Source organism: Streptomyces sp. NEAU-174 (assembly GCF_052665095.1).
In genome coordinates this window covers 404953-424037 of record NZ_JBQTCE010000007.1, presented here as the reverse complement: position 1 = coordinate 424037, position 19085 = coordinate 404953, and the positions used below count along the sequence as shown (strand labels likewise).

19 protein-coding genes are annotated in these 19085 nt (G+C 71.3%); 15 read left to right on the top strand and 4 right to left on the bottom strand.

What is annotated here, in order from left to right:
- The first annotated feature begins 3 nt into the window (after window positions 1–3).
- The 7 genes from ACT2CW_RS22565 (at window position 4) to ACT2CW_RS22535 (ending at window position 7715) form a co-directional block, all read left to right on the top strand.
- Complete coding sequence (locus ACT2CW_RS22565) at window positions 4–1029, top strand: NAD-dependent epimerase/dehydratase family protein (RefSeq protein ID WP_164425764.1); 1026 nt, start codon at window positions 4–6, stop codon at window positions 1027–1029.
- Window positions 1030–1061: 32 nt separating this feature from the next.
- A complete protein-coding gene (locus ACT2CW_RS22560; RefSeq protein ID WP_445518129.1) occupies window positions 1062–2315 on the top strand; it encodes a DUF4910 domain-containing protein in 1254 nt (417 codons plus the stop codon).
- On the top strand, window positions 2312–3619 hold the full coding sequence (locus tag ACT2CW_RS22555) for a hypothetical protein (RefSeq protein WP_445518020.1): 1308 nt from the start codon (window positions 2312–2314) through the stop codon (window positions 3617–3619). Before ACT2CW_RS22560 ends, ACT2CW_RS22555 begins: the two co-directional genes overlap by 4 nt.
- The gene (locus tag ACT2CW_RS22550; protein WP_414083277.1) at window positions 3616–4563 is read left to right on the top strand and encodes a glycosyltransferase family 2 protein; all 948 of its coding nucleotides are present in this window, start codon (window positions 3616–3618) and stop codon (window positions 4561–4563) included. The genes ACT2CW_RS22555 and ACT2CW_RS22550 overlap by 4 nt, the downstream gene beginning before the upstream one ends.
- A complete protein-coding gene (locus ACT2CW_RS22545; protein WP_445518019.1) occupies window positions 4560–5780 on the top strand; it encodes a polysaccharide pyruvyl transferase family protein in 1221 nt (406 codons plus the stop codon). The genes ACT2CW_RS22550 and ACT2CW_RS22545 overlap by 4 nt, the downstream gene beginning before the upstream one ends.
- Entirely contained in the window at window positions 5777–6328 is a 552-nt protein-coding gene (gene rfbC / locus ACT2CW_RS22540) for a dTDP-4-dehydrorhamnose 3,5-epimerase (RefSeq protein WP_445518018.1), read from the top strand. Before ACT2CW_RS22545 ends, rfbC begins: the two co-directional genes overlap by 4 nt.
- A gap of 82 nt (window positions 6329–6410) precedes the next feature.
- Window positions 6411–7715, top strand: coding sequence for a glutamate-1-semialdehyde 2,1-aminomutase (locus ACT2CW_RS22535; protein ID WP_445518128.1), 1305 nt, complete (start codon window positions 6411–6413; stop codon window positions 7713–7715).
- 34 nt (window positions 7716–7749) lie between these two features.
- On the opposite strand, the gene ACT2CW_RS22530 is transcribed toward ACT2CW_RS22535, so the two are convergent.
- Both ACT2CW_RS22530 and ACT2CW_RS22525 read right to left on the bottom strand, forming a co-directional pair.
- Window positions 7750–8430: a phosphatase PAP2 family protein gene (locus ACT2CW_RS22530; protein WP_445518017.1), complete on the bottom strand. Its 681-nt coding sequence runs from the start codon at window positions 8428–8430 to the stop codon at window positions 7750–7752.
- A 153-nt stretch (window positions 8431–8583) separates the two neighbouring features.
- Window positions 8584–9201 carry a TetR/AcrR family transcriptional regulator gene (locus ACT2CW_RS22525; RefSeq protein WP_445518016.1) on the bottom strand — a complete coding sequence of 206 codons (618 nt, stop codon included), beginning with the start codon at window positions 9199–9201 and terminating at the stop codon, window positions 8584–8586.
- Window positions 9202–9336: 135 nt separating this feature from the next.
- Between ACT2CW_RS22525 and ACT2CW_RS22520 the strand changes: the two genes are divergently transcribed.
- The 4 genes from ACT2CW_RS22520 to ACT2CW_RS22505 all read left to right on the top strand — a co-directional run bounded on the left by ACT2CW_RS22520 (window position 9337) and on the right by ACT2CW_RS22505 (window position 12476).
- Entirely contained in the window at window positions 9337–10332 is a 996-nt protein-coding gene (locus ACT2CW_RS22520) for a 4,5-dihydroxyphthalate decarboxylase (RefSeq protein ID WP_182473790.1), read from the top strand.
- Window positions 10333–10418: 86 nt separating this feature from the next.
- Window positions 10419–11054: a hypothetical protein gene (locus ACT2CW_RS22515; protein ID WP_445518015.1), complete on the top strand. Its 636-nt coding sequence runs from the start codon at window positions 10419–10421 to the stop codon at window positions 11052–11054.
- 188 nt (window positions 11055–11242) lie between these two features.
- On the top strand, window positions 11243–12178 hold the full coding sequence (locus ACT2CW_RS22510; RefSeq protein WP_445518014.1) for an endo-beta-N-acetylglucosaminidase H: 936 nt from the start codon (window positions 11243–11245) through the stop codon (window positions 12176–12178).
- Between the two features lie 79 nt (window positions 12179–12257).
- The gene (locus ACT2CW_RS22505) at window positions 12258–12476 is read left to right on the top strand and encodes an EF-hand domain-containing protein (RefSeq protein ID WP_086880558.1); all 219 of its coding nucleotides are present in this window, start codon (window positions 12258–12260) and stop codon (window positions 12474–12476) included.
- A gap of 248 nt (window positions 12477–12724) precedes the next feature.
- Here ACT2CW_RS22505 and ACT2CW_RS22500 read toward each other — a convergent pair whose 3' ends face one another.
- Together ACT2CW_RS22500 and ACT2CW_RS22495 are read right to left on the bottom strand one after the other, a co-directional pair.
- Window positions 12725–13462, bottom strand: coding sequence for a response regulator (locus ACT2CW_RS22500; RefSeq protein ID WP_445518013.1), 738 nt, complete (start codon window positions 13460–13462; stop codon window positions 12725–12727).
- Window positions 13459–14640 carry a sensor histidine kinase gene (locus tag ACT2CW_RS22495; RefSeq protein ID WP_445518012.1) on the bottom strand — a complete coding sequence of 394 codons (1182 nt, stop codon included), beginning with the start codon at window positions 14638–14640 and terminating at the stop codon, window positions 13459–13461. The genes ACT2CW_RS22500 and ACT2CW_RS22495 overlap by 4 nt, the downstream gene beginning before the upstream one ends.
- A gap of 328 nt (window positions 14641–14968) precedes the next feature.
- Here ACT2CW_RS22495 and ACT2CW_RS22490 point away from each other — a divergent pair, with 328 nt between their 5' ends.
- The 4 genes from ACT2CW_RS22490 (at window position 14969) to ACT2CW_RS22475 (ending at window position 18968) form a co-directional block, all read left to right on the top strand.
- Complete coding sequence (locus tag ACT2CW_RS22490) at window positions 14969–16588, top strand: hypothetical protein (protein ID WP_445518011.1); 1620 nt, start codon at window positions 14969–14971, stop codon at window positions 16586–16588.
- On the top strand, window positions 16585–17028 hold the full coding sequence (locus tag ACT2CW_RS22485) for a FixH family protein (protein WP_182473784.1): 444 nt from the start codon (window positions 16585–16587) through the stop codon (window positions 17026–17028). The genes ACT2CW_RS22490 and ACT2CW_RS22485 overlap by 4 nt, the downstream gene beginning before the upstream one ends.
- Before the next feature lie 95 nt (window positions 17029–17123).
- Complete coding sequence (locus tag ACT2CW_RS22480; protein WP_445518010.1) at window positions 17124–18356, top strand: hypothetical protein; 1233 nt, start codon at window positions 17124–17126, stop codon at window positions 18354–18356.
- Between the two features lie 3 nt (window positions 18357–18359).
- Window positions 18360–18968, top strand: coding sequence for a hypothetical protein (locus tag ACT2CW_RS22475; protein ID WP_445518009.1), 609 nt, complete (start codon window positions 18360–18362; stop codon window positions 18966–18968).
- Window positions 18969–19085: the final 117 nt, after the last annotated feature.

The window sequence follows — 19085 nt, the reverse complement described above, 5'->3', positions numbered from 1 at the left end:
ACCTTGCGCGTACTGCTGACCGGACACCAGGGCTATCTGGGAACCGTCATGGCCCCGGTCCTCGCCGCCGCCGGGCACGAGGTCGTCGGCCTCGACGCCGGGCTGTTCGCCGACTGTGTGCTGGGCCCGACGCCCGCGGACCTGCCGGGGCACCGGGTGGACCTGCGCGACGTCACGGCCGAACACGTGGCCGGGGTCGACGCCGTGATCCACCTGGCCGCGCTCTCCAACGACCCGCTGGGATCGCTGGCGCCGGAGCTCACCCACGACATCAACCACCACGCGTCCGTGCGGCTGGCCCGGCTGGCCCGCGACGCCGGAGTGCGGCGCTTCCTGTACGCGTCGACCTGCTCGGTCTACGGCGCCGCCGGCGGCGACGACCTGGTGGCCGAGGACGCCCCGCTGCGCCCGGTGACGCCGTACGCGGAGTCCAAGGTGCGGGTGGAGGACGATCTGCACGAGCTGGCCGACGGCGACTTCAGCCCGGTGTTCCTGCGCAACGCCACCGCCTTCGGCTACTCGCCCCGGCTGCGTGCCGACATCGTGCTGAACAACCTGGTGGGCCACGCGCTGCTGTCCGGCGAGGTGCTGGTGCTCTCCGACGGCACCCCCTGGCGCCCGCTGGTGCACGCCGCCGACATCGCACGGGCCTTCACGGCCGCGCTGACCGCGCCGCGGGAAGCGGTGCACGACCGGGCGTTCAACATCGGCAGCGAGACCAACAACGTCACGGTCGCCGAGATCGCCGGGCAGGTCGCCGAGGCGGTGTCCGGCGCGAAGGTGGTCATCACCGGCGAGAACGGCGCCGATCCGCGGTCGTACCGGGTGGACTTCTCCCGGTTCCGCACGGCCATACCCGGTTTCGACTGCGAGTGGACGGTGAAGCAGGGCGCGCTCGAACTCGCCGACGCCTACCGGGAGCACGGGCTGACCCGGGAGGACTTCGAGCAGCGCTTCACCCGCCTCGCCGTGCTGCGCGCGGCGTCCGACGCCGGCACCGTCGACGACACGCTGCGGTGGCGCCGGTGACCACGTATGGAGGAGAAGGTGCCGGCGATGAGATGTACGCCCTGGTGGAGCGGCTGTACCCGCTCTGCCGGAGCATCACGGGCGACGGTGTGCGCGCCACCCTGGACATTGTCGGCGAGTACATCCCGCTGAAGGTGCACGAGGTGCCGACCGGGACGCAGGTGCTCGACTGGACGGTGCCGAAGGAGTGGAACATCCGGGACGCGTACATCGCCGACGCCACCGGCCACCGGGTCGTCGACTTCCGGGAGTCCAGCCTGCACGTGCTCGGCTACAGCGTGCCGGTGTCGGCGACCATGCCGCTGGCCGAGCTCCGCCCGCATCTGCACACCCTGCCGGACCACCCGGCCTGGGTGCCCTACCGCACCAGCTACTACCAGCCGGAATGGGGGTTCTGCCTGGCCCAGGAGACCCTGGACGCGCTGCCGGACGGCGCGTACGAGGTGTGCGTCGACTCCACGCTCACCGATGGCCACCTCACCTACGCCGAGCACGTGGTCCCCGGGCAGGTCGCCGACGAGGTGATCGTCTCCTGCCACGTCTGCCACCCGTCGCTGGCCAACGACAACCTGGCCGGTATCGCGGTGGCGACGTACCTGGCGCGGGCGCTGGCGGAGCGGACGCCGTACTACACCTACCGGTTCATCTTCGCGCCCGGCACCATCGGGGCGATCACCTGGCTGGCCCGCAACGCGGAGCGGATCGACCGGGTCAAGCACGGCCTCGTGCTGGCCTGCGCCGGTGACCGGGGCCGACTCACGTACAAGCAGAGCAGGCGCGGCGACGCGGAGATCGACCGGGTGATGCGGCATGTGCTGGCCGCCTCCGAACGCCCGCACCGCGTCGCCGAGTTCACCCCGTACGGCTACGACGAGCGGCAGTACTGCTCGCCCGGGTTCGACCTCGGCGTCGGCTCGCTCACCCGGACCCCGTACGCGGGTTACCCCGAGTATCACACCTCGGCGGACAACCTGGACTTCGTCTCCCCGGAGGCGATGGCGGACACGCTCGCCGTCTGCCGCGAGGCGTTCGCCGTCCTCGACCGCGACCGGCGGTACCTCAACCTCAGCCCCTACGGCGAACCACAGCTGGGCCGGCGCGGGTTGTACGACTCGCTCGGCGGCCGCAGCGACGCCAAGCAGGCCCAGATGGCCATGCTCTGGGTGCTCAACCTCTCCGACGGCGAGCACAGTCTGCTGGACGTCGCCGAGCGGTCCGGGCTGCCGTTCGACACCGTCGCCGACGCGGCCGGCGCCCTGCACGGCGCCGGGCTGATCAAGGCATGACGCCGATGCCCACCGAGGGGGAGAAGACGACGACACCGGCGCCACCGGCCGGATCCGCCAAGCGGGCCCTCGTCGGCCGGCTGTCCTGGGGACTGGCCGACCAGGCGGCCTCCAGCATGTCCAACTTCGCGGTGGGCATCTACGTGGCCCGCTCGCTGGGCGTGACCGCGTTCGGCGTGTTCAGCCTGGCCTGGGTGACCTACGGCGTGGTGCTCAACGTCTCCCGCGGGCTGGCCACCGATCCGCTCGTGGTGCGCTTCAGCGGCGTGCCGGAAGCGTCCTGGCGCGGGGCGGTGGCCCGGTCCTCGGGTACCGCACTCGGCGTGGGCGCGGCCATCGGCGCGGTGTGTCTGGTGGTCGGACCGGCCCTCGGCGGCCGGGTGGGGCCCGCGTTCGTCTGCCTCGGCGTCATGCTGCCGGGACTGCTGCTCCAGGACGCCTGGCGGTTCTCGTTCTTCGCCGCCGGCGCCGGGCGGAAGGCGTTCGTCAACGACGTGGTGTGGGGCGTCGCGCTCGTCCCGGCCATGGTCGTGGCGGCCCGGGTGGGCAGCGTGGCCGCTTTTGTGCTCGCCTGGGGCGCGTCCGCCACGGTGGCGGCGGCGTACGGCTACCTCCAGTCCGGCATCCGGCCCCGGGTGACCGAGGCGCGCGGCTGGCTTCGCGAGCAGCGCGACCTCGGCTACCGGTACCTGGTCGAGAACACCTGCCTCAGCGGCGCGAGCCAGCTGCGGGCGTACGGGCTCGGCGCCATCGTCGGGGTCGGCGCGGTGGGCGCGGTGCGGGGCGCCGAGCTCCTGCTCGGCCCGTTCCTCGCCGTGCTGATGGGCCTTTCGCTGGTCACCGTCCCCGAGGCGGCACGGGTACTGCGGCGGACCCCGCACCGGCTCGGCGCGTTCTGCCTCCTGCTGGGTGGCGGGCAGGCCGTCGGCGCGCTGCTCTGGGGCGGGGCGCTGCTGCTGATGCCGGACCGGCTGGGGGAGTTGGTGCTCGGCGGTGTCTGGCACTCCGCCGCACAGCTCATCCTGCCGGTCACCCTCGGCGTCGCGGGTGCGGGCCTCGGCACCGGCGCGGCGGCCGGGCTGCGCGCGCTCGGCGCCGCCCGGCGCAGCCTGCGCTCCCAGCTGTTCGCCTCCGCCGCTTACGTCGGCGGCGGGCTCGGCGGGGCGGCCGTCGCCGGCACGGTCGGCTCGGCCTGGTGCGTCGCCGCCGCGACCGTCAGCGCCTCGGCCGTGTGGTGGCTGCACCTGCGGTCCGCCCTGCGCGAGCGCGACCACAACTCCGTTCCCGAAGTGAGGACCCCATGACCGCCCACCCCAGGCTGAGCATCGGCCTGCCCGTGTACAACGGCGAGGAGTACCTGGCCGAGTCGCTCGACGCCCTGCTCGGCCAGACCTACGAGGACTTCGAGCTGGTCATCTCCGACAACGCCTCGACCGACGGGACCGAGGACATCTGCCGCAAGTACGCCGCGCAGGACGCGCGCGTCCGGTACCTCCGGCTGCCCCGGAACGTCGGCGCCACGCCGAACCACAACTACGTGTTCACCCAGTGCCGCGGCGAGCTGTTCAAGTGGGCCTCGCACGACGACCTCTACGCCCGCGATCTGCTGCGGGCCTGCGTCCAGGCGCTGGACGAGCGGCCGGACGTGATCCTCGCCCACGCCGACCAGGCGGTCATCGACGGCGACGGCCAGGTGAAGGTCCCGTACGCGTACACGCTCGCCACCGGCTCACCGAACCCGCCGGAGCGCTTCCGCAGCATGCTGTTCGAGCCCGGCGGTGACGACTTCTACGGGGTGATCCGGGCCGCCGCGCTGCGCCGGGTGCGGCCGATGGACAGCTACCACCACGCGGACCGCACGTTCGTCGCCGAGATCGCCCTGCACGGGCGCTTCCACCAGGTGCCGGAGCTGCTGTACTTCCGCCGCGACCACCCCACCCGCGCCGAGCGGGCGAACCCCAGCAAGCGCTCCCGGTGCGTCAACCTCGACCCGCGCCGGGCGGGTCCGCTGCACCCGACGCCCCGGCTGCTCGCCGAGTACGTCTGGGGCTTCGCCTCGGCGATCCGGCGGGCCCCGCTGTCCCCGCCCGACCGGCGCGCCTGCTACCGCCACTTGGCCGCGTGGATGACCAGCCGGGTCCGGCCGGGCGCCGGTGAGCGGGTCGAGGACCGCGCCCCGGTCGACCCGGCCAAGCTGACCGTCTCCGTCGACGACCTCGTCGCCGGGCGTGAGGGGCGGCGGGCATGAGGACGGCGCCACGTGTGGGGGTGTTCGGCCTGCTCGGCTCCGGCAACCTCGGCAACGACGGGTCACTCGAGGCCGTGCTCGGGTACCTGCGCGCCGAGCACCCGGAGGCCGTCGTGGACGCGTTGTGCGGCGGACCCGAGGCCGTCACGGCCCGGTTCGGGATCCCCGCGACGCGGCTGCACTGGTACCGCGGGGAGTACCGGACCGCGTCCCGTGCGGGCTCGATCGCGGCGAAGGGCCTGGGCAAACTCGTCGATGTCTTCCGCACCGCCGCCTGGGTGCGCCGGCACGACGTGGTGATCGTGCCGGGCATGGGCGTCCTGGAGGCCACGCTGCCGCTGCGGCCGTGGGGCTTCCCGTACTCGCTGTTCCTGCTCTGCGCGAGCGGCCGGCTGCTGCGCACCCGGGTCGCGCTGGTCAGCGTCGGCGCCGCCGAGATCCGCAACCGGCCGACCCGGGCCCTGGTGCGCTGGTCGGCGCGGCTGGCCGCGTACCGGTCGTACCGGGACACCCAGTCCCGCGACGCGATGCGGGCGATGGGCGTGGACACCACGCGCGACGAGGTCTACCCGGACCTCGCGTTCTCCCTGCCGGCACCACAGGCGAGCGCGCCCACCGGCACGCCGGGTCCCGTCTGCCTCGGCGTCATGGACTTCCACGGCGGCAACGACGACCGCGCCCGCGCCGAGGAGATCTACCGGCGCTACCTCGACGGGACGATCCGGTTCGTCCGCACGCTCGTGGAGGAGGGCAGACCGGTCCGGCTCCTCACCGGCGACCAGTGCGATCTGTCGGTGGTCGCCGCGATCCTCGACGCGGTCGACTCACCGCTGGTCACCGCGGCCGAACCGGCCTCACTGACCGACCTGATGAACGAGATGGCGGCCGCCGACACCGTGGTCGCCGTCCGCTACCACAACCTGATCTGCGCGCTGAAGACCGGAACGCCCGTGCTCGCCCTCTGCTACGCGGCGAAGAGCGACGCCCTCATGGACCGGATGGGCCTCGGCGCGTACTGCCACCCGGCCCGCGAGGTCGACGCCGACCGGCTGCTCGAACAGTTCCGGGACCTGGAGAAGCACGCGGCGAAGCTACGGCAGACCCTCACCGAGCGGAACCGGGCCGCAGCAGAGCAACTCGCCCACCAGTTCGCCGCGTTGACCGCGTCCGTATTCCCGACGACCGACCACCCTCACACCCCGCGGAAGGCACGATGAAAGCGACCGAAGTCCCGGCGATCGCCGGCGCGTACCTGTTCGAGCCCACGCCGTACGCCGACGAGCGCGGCTTCTTCTGCCGCACTTTCGACGCCGACGTGGTCCGCTCGGTGGGCCTCGACCCGGACGCCTTCGTCCAGGACAGCCTGTCCCGCTCGGTCCGGGGCGTGCTGCGCGGGCTCCATCTGCGCTCCGGCGCGGGCGAGGCCAAGCTGGTGCGGTGCTCGTACGGGAGGATCTTCGACGTCGTCGTGGACCTGCGCCCGGACTCGCCGACCTACCTGGGCCGGGCCTCCTTCGAACTCTCCGGCGAGACGCAGACGAGCCTGTACATCCCGGCGGGCTGCGCGCACGGCTTCCAGGCGCTGACCGAGACCGCCGACACCTCGTACCGGATCGACCGCCCGCACGATCCGGCCGAGGACGTGACGATCGCCTTCGACGACCCGGAGCTCGCCATTCCGTGGCCGCTGCCGGTCACATCGATGTCCCAGCGGGACCGGGAGGCGCCGAGCCTCGCCGAGGTCCTGAAGCACAAGGAAGGGTGAAGCCGGCTTGGCCACCGAATACACCGAACGCACCGAACGCACCGAACGCACCGAACTCGCCGGGGAGACCGCGGAGTTCGTCCTGCCCCGGTCGCGGGCGGCGAACGAGCGGCTGCACGCCATGATCCCCGGGGGCGCGCACACCTACGCCAAGGGCGACGACCAGTACCCCGAGAACCTGGCCCCGGTCATCAGCCACGGCCGCGGTGCCCACGTGTGGGACATCGACGGCAACCGCTACGTCGAGTACGGGTCCGGCCTGCGGTCGGTCAGCCTCGGCCACGCCCACCCGGGCGTACTCGATGCGGTGCGCCGGGAACTCGACCGCGGCAGCAACTTCGTCCGGCCCTCCATCGTGGAGGCCGAAGCCGCGGAACGCTTCCTGGCCACGGTGCCGACCGCCGAGATGGTGAAGTTCGCGAAGAACGGCTCCGACGCCACCACCGCCGCGGTGCGCCTCGCCCGCGCGGCCACCGGGCGTCCGCGGGTGGCCATCTGTGCCGACCATCCGTTCTTCTCCGTCGACGACTGGTTTATCGGCACCACGCCGATGTCCGCAGGCGTTCCGGAGGCGACCAACGAGCTCACCGTGGCGTTCCCTTACGGGGACCTGGCCGCCACCGAGGAACTGCTCACCCGGTACCAGGACGAGGTCGCCTGCCTGATCCTCGAACCCGCCACCGTTGTCGAGCCGCCGCCCGGCTATCTCGCCGGTCTGCGCGAGCTGGCCGACCGGCACGGCTGCGTACTGATCTTCGATGAGATGATCACCGGCTTCCGCTGGTCCGAGGCTGGCGCCCAGGGCCTGTACGGCGTCGTGCCCGACCTCTCCACGTTCGGCAAGGCGCTGGGCAACGGGTTCGCCGTCTCCGCGCTGGCCGGGCGCCGCGATCTGATGGAGCTGGGGGGCCTGCGTCACTCCAGCGATCGGGTATTCCTGCTGTCCACCACGCACGGTGCGGAAACGCACTCGCTGGCCGCCGCGATGGCCGTGCAGACCACCTACGCCGAGGAGGGCATCACCGCCCAACTGCATCTGATCGGCGAGCGGTTGGCCGCAGGTGTCCGCGAGGCGGCGGCGGCCATGGGCGTCGGCGACCACATCGTCGTCCGGGGCCGGGCCAGCAACCTGGTCTTCGCCACCCTCGACGAGAACGGGCGGCCGTCGCAGCCGTACCGCACCCTGTTCCTGCGCCGGCTCCTCACGGGCGGGGTGCTGGCCCCGTCGTTCGTGGTGAGCAGCGCGCTCAGCGACGCCGACATCGATCACACCGTGGAGGTGGTGGCGCAGGCATGTGCGGTGTACCGGAAGGCACTGGACGCCGCCGACCCCACCCCCTGGCTGGCCGGACGACCGGTGAAGCCCGTATTCCGCCGCTTGGTGTGACGTGACGATGTGACCGCGACGATGTGACGTGATGTCAGCGACGCTCCCGCCGAGGGGCGTCGGCCACCCGATCGACCAGCCACGCGGTCGCCGGAACCACCGCCAGCGCGGTGCACCAGCCGCCGAGGACGTCGGTCGGATAGTGCGCGCCCAGGGCCACCTGCGCCCATCCCATCGCGGCGCCGGCCACGAGCGCCACGCCGAGTACGAGTGTCGTGCCCGCCGCCTTGCCGAGGCCGAACCGGCCGGTCGCGAGCAGCGCCACGACGAGGGCGAGTCCGGTGAAGAAGGCGGTGTGCCCGCTCGGATAGGAGAGGTTGCCGTCGCCGTGGATGGTGCGTCCCACCAGATGCTTGAGCAGCGTCGCCGTCCCCACGGTCATGGCGGCGCCGGCGACGACGAGCACCGCCGCGCGCGGACGCCGAAGCAGCAGGCAGCCCGCCACGACGGCCACGATCAGCGTCGCCGCTCCGGCGGGTTCCCCCAAGAAGTCCATGGCCAGGGCGACGCGCCTCCAAGGCGGCCGCACACTGTCCGCCGTCGGGTCGACGAGCCACCTGTCCACCCCGCCGGGCTCGCCGTGGCCCGCGTACAGGACTCCGAGCACGCAGACCACCAGCGCGGCGAGGACCGCGACCGGCCCGAGCCGCGCGCGCAGCGACGGGGGCAGCACCGTGGGGCCGACTTCCAGGTCCGCTCCGGCCAGGCGATCCAACGCGAGCCCCCCGTCGTGTCCGATCCACCCTCAAGCGACCGTGAACCGCCCCGCGGACACCCGCTCCTGGCCTGGCCAAGGGCACATCAGGATCATCCTCTGCCCGTCATCCTACCGGGAGTTGGCCCGCGCCGATGGGGCCCACACCGCCCATCACAAGAGCAGCCCGGCACGCAGGTCGTCCGCGAGACCGGCCGTGTCCGTGAGGCCGAAGGCCACGCGCTGGAGCAGGAATCCGTGCAGCAGCCCCATCACCACGCGGGCCCCGCGGTCCGGGTCCACGGCGGCGGGCACCGCGCCCGCCGCCCTGCCGCGGCGCAGCGCGTCGGCGATGCTGGCCCGGACCCTCTCGAAGCCCTCCGCGGCCGGGCCGCGCACCTCGTCATTGCGCAGCACCTCCGACCACACCTGCACGACGCAGCGCAGCAGCTCGTCGACCGCGACCGTGTGCCCCGCCGCGTCCCGCACCGTCTCACCGCTGATCGTGTCGAGCGCGGCGGCCACCAGTTCCGCGATCCCCGGGGCGTCGGTGCTGTCGGCCAGCCGCTCAACCGGTTCGAAGATCAGCCGGAACGCGTCGCCCGCGATAGCGAGGACGATCTCCTCCTTGCTCGTGAAGTAGCGGTAGGGCGCGCCGGCCGAGACGCCCGCCTCCGCGGCGATGTCCGGCATCGAGCTGTGGTGGAACCCGTCGCGGGAGAAGCAGCGGCGGGCCGCCGCGACGATCTCGGCGCGCTTGGCCTCGCGGCGCTCGGCTGTGATGCGCGGCATGGTGGCCCCTCTCACGGTGTCTCATCGTGAATGAACATTCACCTTGACGGCTCTACTGCTCCAGGTCCACCATAAAAGTGAAAGGTCATTCACGGAAGCGGCCTCCCGGCGAACTCCCGGAGAGGAGATCCACTGATGGGCACGGATGCGCTGAGCATCGGCGTATACGCCTACGAGCACACCGAGGCGCTGTTCGACGGCCGGGTCGCGGTCGGCGGGGTGGACGCGGTGTTCGAGACGGCACCCCTCGTATCGGACATCTTCCGTCGCGCCGTTGAGGGCCACTACGATCTCGCCGAGCTCGGTCTCACCTACTTCCTGCGCACCTTCGACCTCGACGACGCGCCGTTCCTGGCGCTGCCGATCCTGCCCAACCGCAACTTCCGCCACTCGGCGATCTTCGTGAACACCGCCAGTGGGATCGAGAAGCCGCAGGACCTCGTCGGCAGGACGGTCGGCGAGTTCACGCTCTACGGCCACGACGCCGGGATCTGGCCGAAGGGCATCCTGGCCGACGAGTACGGCGTGACCCCCGACCAGTGCCGCTGGGTCATCGGCGGCACCAACCACCCCGTCCCCGCCTGCGACTGGATCCCGCAGCCCGTCCCGGACGGCGTCGAGGTGCGCCACGCGGAGGACGGCCGGACCCTGGGTGCCATGCTCGAATCCGGCGAGATCGACGCACTGATCTCCATCGACGTGCCGCGGGCGGTGCTCGACGGCTCGCCGAAGGTCGCCCGGCTGTTCCCCGACTACGAGGCCGTCGAGCGCGACTACTACCGCCGCACCGGGATCTTCCCCCCGATGCACATCGTCGCGATCCGCAGGGAACTGGCACAGCGGCGGGGCCTCGCACGGGCCGTCTACGACGCCTTCACGGAAGCCAAGGAGCTCGCCGAGCGGAAGTACCTCGTCGGCGCCGCGAAGCAGCACATGGGCGTCATCACGCCGTGGTTCAGTGCGCTGTTCGAGGAGAACCGGCGGCTGCTCGGCGACGACTGGTGGCCCTACGGGATCGGCGCGAACCGCAAGGCCATCGACACGTTCCTGCGCTACCACCATGAGCAGGGCCTGTCGAAGCACCGGCTGACGTGTGAGGACATCTTCGTGCCGGAACTCCTCGACACCTGAGCCGAGCGGCGAACGGTGGTTCAACGGGCCGTCCGTGGCGCATGATGGAGGCGGCCGTCCGGTCAGAAGCGAGGTGTCGCGTCCCGATGAAGCGCAAGACCAGAATCCTCCTGGCGGGCCTGGCTTCCGTGGGCGCCGTCGCCGCCGCGGGCATGGCGCACAACCGTCGGCCCGATCGCCGGGAACTCCTCCACGCCACGGTCTTCAGCGAGCCCGGCTACCGGGGCCGCAACCAGAGGCTGACCTGGAACGGCGGCAAGCGCGAGGTCGTCCCGCTCACCCGGGTACAGCTGCCGCGCATCGGCTCGATCAGGCTGAACCGGCTCGTGTACCACTTCCAGCCCGATGTGCGGCTACCGAATATGCGCTTCCTGTGGCACGCCCTCACCGAGCGCCCGGACAGCACGGACCCCGAGAGCGGCGTGGCAAGCTTCATCGCCATGCACGAGCTCGCCGGCATGTTCTCGGTGGGCTGGTGGGAGCCGGTCCGCGAGTCCGAGGCACGGTCGGGAGTGCGGCTCTGGGCCGGGCGCCCCAACCGTCCGCTGCCCGCGCACGACGAGGGGAACCCGTCCGGCAAGGCGGCTCACGGCGAGGCTGCGGCTCCCGGTGCCCAGCCCTGGCACGACGTCCTGGCCGACACGCCCGACCTCGGCTCCTGGAGCACCCGTACCCGCTACCTCGAACTCGGCTACCACGCCGGAAACGCCCCCCGCGGCTGACCGCCCGAGACCGGCCAGTGGAAGATCGGCTGACCGCGCCGACTCCTCCGTCACGCCACTGAGTGGGAGTCGTGAAAAGTTCGCGCGCGATCCTCGGCATTCGGGTCAGGGAACGGAAAACTTGGAGGGCTCACTCGGCGCTTCGAACACGTCGGGCGCCGACCCATGCGAGGGGAGACCGGTCAACGATGTTCACTCTGGTACGGAGCAGATTACGGACGGCCGCGTTCGCGCTCTCGGCGGTCGCGGCCCTCGCCTTCGCGGGGACCGCCGGGACCGCCGCGAGCGCCACGACCGGCGCGGCGGCGGCCCCCGCTGCCGCGAAACAGGGGCCGACCTCGGTGGCGTACGTCGAGGTGAACAACAACAGCATGCGGAACGTCGGCAAGTACACCCTCGCCAACGGCGGCGGCAATGTCTTCGACGTCGCCGTGATCTTCGCGGCGAACATCAACTACGACACGGGTAAGAAGGCGGCGTATCTGCACTTCAACGAGAACGTGCAGCGCGTCCTCGACAACGCCGCCACGGAGATACGGCCGTTGCAGCAGAAGGGCATCAAGGTCGTCCTCTCGGTGCTCGGCAACCATCAGGGCGCGGGCTTCGCCAACTTCCCGTCCCAGCAGGCGGCTTCGGCGTTCGCGAAAACGTTGTCGGACACCGTGGCCATGTACGGCCTCGACGGCATCGACTTCGACGACGAGTACGCGGAGTACGGCAACAACGGCACGGGCCAGCCCAACGACAGCTCGTTCGTGCACCTGGTGACGGCGCTGCGCGCGAACATGCCGAACAAGATCATCAGCCTCTACAACATCGGCCCGGCCGCCTCACGCCTTTCCTACGGCGGCGTCGACATCTCGTCCAAGTTCGACTACGCCTGGAACCCGTACTACGGCACCTGGCAGGTCCCCCGCGTGGCACTGCCCAAGTCGAAGCTGTCACCGGCGGCCGTCGAGATCGGCCGGACCGCACAGAGCACGGCCGCCAGCCTCGCCCGCCGCACCGTCAGCGAGGGGTACGGCGTCTATCTGACGTACAACCTCGACGGCGGCAATCGCAGCGCCGATGTCTCCGCGTTCACCAGGGAACTGTACGGAAGCGACGCCGTCTACACCCCGTAAGGCGACCGCACCCCCGAGGGCGCTTCGGGCGGACGGATAACCTGGGCCCGTCAGCGAAGATCGCAGAAGGGCGGAGCACATGGCGGACATCATGGAGACGGCGGCGCGGAAGGTGTTCGAGCGCTACGACCTGGACGGGGACGGCCTGGTCACCGCGGACGAATACCGGAAGGTCGTGGCGGAGCTGGAGGGCTCGGAGATCACCGAGTCGCAGGCCCAGGAGCTCATCGACTCGCTCGACACCAACGGCGATCGCCAGATGTCCTTCGAGGAGTTCTGGGCGGCCATGAATGCCTGACACCGAGGCCTGAGACCCCGGGCGTCATGCGCCCGGGGTCTTCTGTGTCCGCGGGGCGACGGGGCGCACCATGAGGAACGGCTGTCCAATGGCCGGGCCCGGCGCGCGACGAGGCCAACGCCCGGGCGGCCGACGCGATCGCGGTCGGCCCGCGAGGTCGTGGCCCTGGACCCCGGCTACCGTGCGACGCTCGCGCAATGGCTGGTGTTCCGCGCGGGCGCGGGAGGCCGTGGACATCTTCACCGCGCTCAACGCCACGGATCCCGTGACTTATGGGCCGAAGTTGGCGGCGGCGAAGAAGCTCGTCGAGGAGTGCTGAGCGGCAGAGGGGGAAGCGGTGCCACGAGTTGGTGGGCGGCCGCGTAGATGACGGCTTGAGTGCGATCGCGCAGACCCAGCTTCGCCAGGATCCGGGAGACGTGTGTCTTGACCGTCTCGTCGCCGATGCCCAGGGCGCGTGCGATTTCCGTATTGCTGTGCGCCTGGGCCACGAGCATCAGCACCTCGTGCTCCCGGGCCGTCAATCGCTCGAGCTCGGTGGAGGACGCGGGCGGCGCGATGCTGCCGGCGAAGCGGGAGATGAGACGGCGCGTGACCGAGGGATCGATGATGGCATCGCCTCGGTCGGCGATGCGGATGGCCGCGATCGTCTCCTCGGGAGGGACGCTCTTCAGCAGGAATCCGCTGACTCCCATGTGGAGGGCGCTGTAGACGTAGCCGTCGTCGTCATAGGTGGTGAGCACGATGACTTTCGTGGTGTTGCCCGGCCTGCCGAGGATGCGTTCCGCCGCGCGCAGTCCGTCCAGTCGCGGCATACGGATGTCCAGGATGGCGACGTCGGGCGTCAGCCTGATGGTCTCTTCGACGGCAGCCTGGCCATCGGCCACTTCCGCGACACAGCACAGGTCGTCCTGGGTGCTCAGGACCGCCTTCAGCCCCGAGCGGAACATGGCGTGATCGTCGGCCAGGAGAATACGCAGACTCATGTCCCGTCCATGGAGAAGGTGGCGGATATCTTCCAGTCGGCCTCGCCGGGTACGGGACCGTACGAGACGAAGCCGTTGAACATCCCGACTCGGCTGCTGATGCCTTCGAGGCCCCGGTGCGGAGAGTCCTCCACGAGCCGCTCGGAGGCGGCGATCGGGTTGACCGCGGTGACCGTGATGCGCGAAGTGTCGTAGCACAGGGTGATGTCCACGTGGCCGTCGCCGTGGCGCAGGGCGTTGGTCAGCATCTCCTGCACCACACGGTAGACGGCGATGTCCAAGGACCCCTCCAACTCCTGTGGGGCTCCCCGGACGCTGACGTTCGTCTCCAGACCGGCGGCGGACACGGCCTGGATGAGCTGGTCGAGGTCGCGCAGCCCCGGTTGCCGTGCGCCTTCGGCGGGGCTGTCGTGCAGGAAGTCCAGCAGCCGGCGCAGGTCGAGGAGGGCCGCTCGGCTGGAGGTCTCCACCGCCGCGAGCGCCGTCGACACCGGTGACGCCTCCTTGGCCGCGAGTCCCAGCCGGGCGGCTCCGGCATGCACACCGATGGCGCTCACATGATGGGCGATGACGTCATGGAGGTCCCGGGCGATGGCACTGCGGTCCTCGGCGATGGCGTTCGCGAGGTCTTGCCGGGCCGTCTCCCGCTCCCGGACGGCCCGTTGTTCCAGCTCGGCGATGTGAGCGCCCCGGGCGGTGGTGTAGCGGCCGACCAGCCAGGCGAGGAGGGCCTCTTTCACCGCGCCCAGCAGAATGGAGCGCCATTCGGTGAAATCGGTCGTGCCGCCGAGTGTCCTGGCCCCGATGGACCCCGCGGCCAGGGAGAGGAGAGCCAGAACGGCCGGTCGGCCGTTCAGCCAGGCTCCGGCCCGATAGGCCGCGATGAGCATTCCGGCGTCGTTCGCGTCCGGCAGTGGACTGCCGTCGGGCAGTATCAGCGCACCGGCCACGGCCAGTGCCGCCTGGGCGAGGGCGACGACTCCCGAAAGCCGGGCCGAACTCGCGAGTGCCGCGTCCACCAGGGCGATCCCCGCCAGCAGACACCAGTAGGACACGGGGGGATACACCCGCGAACCCTCGTAGGCGAAGCTGAGCGTATCCGCGAGCAGGCAGAAGCCCGCCACCATGAGGGACTGCCGGGTCAGGGACCCACTCGGGTCCCGGGTCTGAGCGGACAAGGCCCCTCTCTCAGGATGTCGGCACACCCGCACCGCGGGCATGCCGGAAGTCGGGATGTGCGGTCGGAACGCCACCTTGTACGGGGCCGGTCGCACCAGGCATGCACTTATGGTGCACGAGCGCCACCGAAAAGCCTTCCCGCGCCGGGAGGAGGCGCTGTCCCCCGCGCGGGGGACATGGTGTGCCCCGGGTGCGTGACGACACCGCGTGGGGCCGGTTCTTAGTCTCTGCCGCGTGAACGACAACGCACCCCCCGTATCCGTTCGCGGCAGATGCGCCGGTCGGAATCGCCCTGGCATGTCATGCGCGGCGCGAGTGGCGGCAGCCGTGCTCTGTGTCCTGGGCCTGTCCGTCACCGTGGGATCCCCCGCACGGGCGGATTCCACGGCCGGTGGCGACCTTCAGGTCGCGCAGACGCTCGGCGACCGCGACCTGACCTTCATCCTGCGGCGCGTCACCGGGCTGCCCGGCCCCCTGCATGTGGATGTGCTCACCCATCGGGGCACCGCCGCGGGGACCCTGCGCCTGGGCACCGTACCCACGGGCGCGTCGGCGGACCGTACGGAAGGTTCCTCGGCGGGGACCACCACCAGCAGCGTCCCGGTCGAGCTCGGCGGCACGCCCGGGTCCTACAGCGCCGCCCTGGACATCGATCGAGCCGGGCCCTGGGAGCTCGTCGTCGATGACGGGTCCCGCACGGCGCGGATTCCCTTCATGGTGCCGGGCCAGGTCACGTCTCCGCCGGAACTCGCCGTGTTCGGCGGTTTCGTCACCGCCGGTGTGCTCATGCTGGTGACCCTGTTCGTCGCCGTGCGGGCCCGGCGCGGGGGCTGGGTGCTGCTGCCGGCGGGAGGTGTCGTGGCCGCGCTCGCGGTGGCCGTGACCGCCGCGCTGCTGTCCACCTCCCTGCCTCTGCCGCCCGAGCCGGGCGGGCAGGTGGATGCCACGAACGACAACGTCAGCGATCCGTACTCGGCCGTCCGGCCGGTGACGAACGACTACTCCCGGCCGCCCGCCTCACTCGAGTTGGGCTCGTACACGGCCAGGGTGGCGGAACGGGGCACGCTCCGGTTGAGCGTGACCGACGGCTCCACCGGCCTGCCCGCGGACGATCTCGTCGTCCACGACGGTGCCCTGATGCATCTGCTGGTCATCGGGCCGACCGGTGAGCTCTGGCACCTGCACCCCGTACGCACCGCGCCCGGCAGCTACGAGGTCCAGCTGCGGCTGCCCGCGGCCGGCCACTACGCCGTGTCCGCGGAGTTCGCCCGCCGCGGTGGCGGAGTCCAGCAGGTGCGCTCGGCAACCGGCCTGACCGTCGCCGACGGCCCCGCGCGCGGCGGCGGCGCCCCGGCCCCGCGCCCCGAACTCGCCCCGCGGGGGCCGGGAACGCGGACGATCGACGGCGTATCGGTGCGGCTGTCGGCGCCCTCGCCCACGGCGGGAGAAGCGACCACCCTGATCGCGCGCGTCGGCGACACACCGACGCTCCAGCCCTGGCTCGGCATGGTCGGCCACATGATCGTGGTCGGCCCGCTGGACAGGGCGGACGCGACCAGCCCCACACGTATGGGACGGGCCGCCCAGGACGCGCCCGTCTGGGCTCACGGGCACTCCATGGGTGGCGACATGAGCGGCCACTCCGCACCCGGAGACCACACCGCACCCGACACGGGAGGTGCCACGGCCCACGACATGGCGGGCATGCGACACGGGACCCACGCCGCCGGGGGAGAGGCGGAGGCGAGTTCGATGAGCGGGCTGATGCCCCTCAACGGCGACAGTCCCGCGGACGAGACCGTGGCCGCCTACGGTCCGGACGCCTCCTTCGTGTACACCTTCTCCCGCCCCGGCTACTACCGCGTGTGGATACAGGCCGAACGCGACAGTGCCATCCTGACCATCCCCTACCTCCTGCGCGTGTCCCCGGCGGGAGGAGCGAAGTGAGCGCCCGCGCCGCCTCCCGCACCCCCATGGTCCGGTTCCTGTATGGCGTCGCCGCCGCGCTGCTGACGGTGTCCCTGGCCCTGGTGGCCATCGGTTTCCTTCCGTCCTGGACGGACGACGCGGTCTCGCTGACCGCGGGCAGCGCCACCGACGAGGTGACACTGACCGTGGCCAGGCCCCGCACCGGCGCCACGGACGTCGACATCCGCCTGACCCCCCGCCGAGGAGGGCGAAGCGGACGTCCGCCCGCCATCACCCTTCAGGCCGTCATGCCCACGCACGGACACGCGACGCCCCCGGCACCCGCCCGGGTTCACGGCCCGGGGAACTACTCCACGGCAGTCCACTTGATGATGCCGGGGCGCTGGACCTTCCACGTCAGCGTCGACTACGGCACTCGGAGTGACCAGTTCGACTTTCCGCTGGCGATCTCCGGCTGACCAGCGGTCTCCGGCCGACCAGCGATCTCCGGCTGAACAACCGGCCACGCAAACGCGAGCAACCGCTCTCGCACGGTCATGAGAAAGGAATTCCCGTGAGCACAGCGCTACCCGTCACCGGCAGTAGGGCGGCGTCCCAGCCGTCCCTCGCCGTCAAAGTCTCCCGCGACGGCAGGACCGGCCCCATCGCCGCCAACACCGTCCTGGCCGGGACCATGATGTCCCTGTTCGGCATCAGCTGGGACATCCAGTGGCATGTCGACGTCGGCCCGGACACGTTCTTCACGCTCTCCCACCTGATGCTGTACTCCGGCAGCGCCATCGCGGGCCTCGCCAGCCTGGCCATGGTCCTGATCGCGACGGCCGCCCAGCGCGCCGGCCAGTCCGTGGACCGGTTCCCCGGCGGCAAACCCGTACGCGTCCTCGGCGGGGTCTTCCGGGCCCCGCTGGGCTATCTGATCACCGGTACGGGGGCCGCCCTGTTCCTCCTCTTCGGGCTTCTGGACCTGTGGTGGCACTCGCTGTACGGCTTTGACGCCGTACTGGACTCACCGCCCCATATCGGGCTGTTCCTCTCGATCTCCTTCTCCATGGTGGGGAGCGTCATCGTCTTCGCCGCGGCGCGCGACACCCGGTGGGGCAGGGCGGGGGTGATCCTCAGCATCCCCGTGCTCATCGTCTTCAGCCCCATCACGACGAAGGCGTTCGGCGCACTGCCCCTGCCGGTGGACCCCGATCTCGTCGGGACCATCCTGTTCTCCACCCTCCTGCTGATCCTGGGGACGCTCACCATCGGCCGGCGGACCACCGCGCTGACGATCGCCGCGACCCTCGGCGCCCTGCAACTCGTCCTGTGGTGGTTCTCGCCCTGGGCAGCCCGCGTCTACGCCGACGCGACCGGTCTGCCGCTGCGTGACAACCTCGGCGACGATCCGCCCGAACTGCCCTCCGGGATCCCGGTGTTCATGCTCTTCGCGGCAGCGGCCGGCACGGCGCTGATGTGGCTGAGCAGGAGGCGGGGCTGGTCGGGTCGTATCGCGCCGCAGATCACGGGCGCCGGAGGCGGAGCCGTGATCGGCCTCTCCCTCCCCGTCCAGAGCGCCCTGTTCGGCGATTCCGGCCCGACCTCGGCCGAACTGCTGAAGATGACGGCCGCCGGTCTGGTGACGGGCGTCCTCGCGGGCTATCTCGCGGCTCGACTCGCGGTCCTGCTGCGCGAGCAATCCACCGCATCGGTCACGAACGCGTCGGTCACCAGCGCATCGGTCACGAACCCATCAGCCACGAACCCATCAGCCACGCACGCATCAGTCACGAAGGGCCGATGACCCATGCACTACTCCTCACGCTCACCACTCCTCCTCGCCGCGGCCCGCGCATCCGGGCGTGTGCGAGACCACGTACGCCGACTGGTGCTGGCCGCGGCCGCCGCACTCGCGCTGGTGGCGGTGTCGACCGCACCGGCCGCGGCGTACGCCCCGGTCGGCGTCGTCCATACCGAGCGGGTACAGGCAGGGCCCTACACGGTCACCGTCGGGTTCTCCGAGTGGCCGCTGCGGGCCATGCAGTCACTCGACTTCACGTTCGCACCGGCCGACGGCATCGCGGGAAAGTCGGGCAGGCTCACCATCGACGGGCCCGGCCTCGACGCCGAGGACCGGGAGACCCCGCTGAGCAGGCACCCCCGCAAACGGGATGTCTGGGGCCTGGACGTCCAGGCCCTGCCGGAGCCCGGCACCTGGAGCTTCACCTTCGACATCGACGGCCGGGCCGGCCACGGCCGCGGCACCCTGCGGAACGTCACCGTGCTCGACCAGCCGGGCCCGCCCCTGGCCATCAGCTGGACCGTCTGCGCCATCCCGCCCATCGGGATGCTCGCCTACCTCGCCGTGGGCTGGCGGCGCAACAAGCCCTCCGAGCGGGTGGCCGCACTCGTCTGAGCCGCGGTCGCCCGAAAATCAGTGGAGCCGGACTCCGATGTGCCGTTAGCGTGCTCCCGCCCACAGTCACCCGGTCAAGGACGCGCCGATGTACGCCAAGTGAGACCCCCAAGCGCT

Bases quoted from the DNA above. Each gene is read 5' to 3' on its own strand.
- ACT2CW_RS22475 (WP_445518009.1), top strand. From the start codon at position 18,360: ATGCACTACTCCTCACGCTCACCACTCCTCCTCGCCGCGGCCCGCGCA.
- ACT2CW_RS22550 (WP_414083277.1), top strand. From the start codon at position 3,616: ATGACCGCCCACCCCAGGCTGAGCATCGGCCTGCCCGTGTACAACGGC.
- rfbC (WP_445518018.1), top strand. From the start codon at position 5,777: ATGAAAGCGACCGAAGTCCCGGCGATCGCCGGCGCGTACCTGTTCGAG.
- ACT2CW_RS22520 (WP_182473790.1), top strand. From the start codon at position 9,337: ATGGGCACGGATGCGCTGAGCATCGGCGTATACGCCTACGAGCACACC.
- ACT2CW_RS22555 (WP_445518020.1), top strand. From the start codon at position 2,312: ATGACGCCGATGCCCACCGAGGGGGAGAAGACGACGACACCGGCGCCA.
- ACT2CW_RS22525 (WP_445518016.1), bottom strand. From the start codon at position 9,201: ATGCCGCGCATCACAGCCGAGCGCCGCGAGGCCAAGCGCGCCGAGATC.
- ACT2CW_RS22505 (WP_086880558.1), top strand. From the start codon at position 12,258: ATGGCGGACATCATGGAGACGGCGGCGCGGAAGGTGTTCGAGCGCTAC.
- ACT2CW_RS22500 (WP_445518013.1), bottom strand. From the start codon at position 13,462: ATGAGTCTGCGTATTCTCCTGGCCGACGATCACGCCATGTTCCGCTCG.
- ACT2CW_RS22515 (WP_445518015.1), top strand. From the start codon at position 10,419: ATGAAGCGCAAGACCAGAATCCTCCTGGCGGGCCTGGCTTCCGTGGGC.
- ACT2CW_RS22545 (WP_445518019.1), top strand. From the start codon at position 4,560: ATGAGGACGGCGCCACGTGTGGGGGTGTTCGGCCTGCTCGGCTCCGGC.
- ACT2CW_RS22510 (WP_445518014.1), top strand. From the start codon at position 11,243: ATGTTCACTCTGGTACGGAGCAGATTACGGACGGCCGCGTTCGCGCTC.
- ACT2CW_RS22560 (WP_445518129.1), top strand. From the start codon at position 1,062: ATGTACGCCCTGGTGGAGCGGCTGTACCCGCTCTGCCGGAGCATCACG.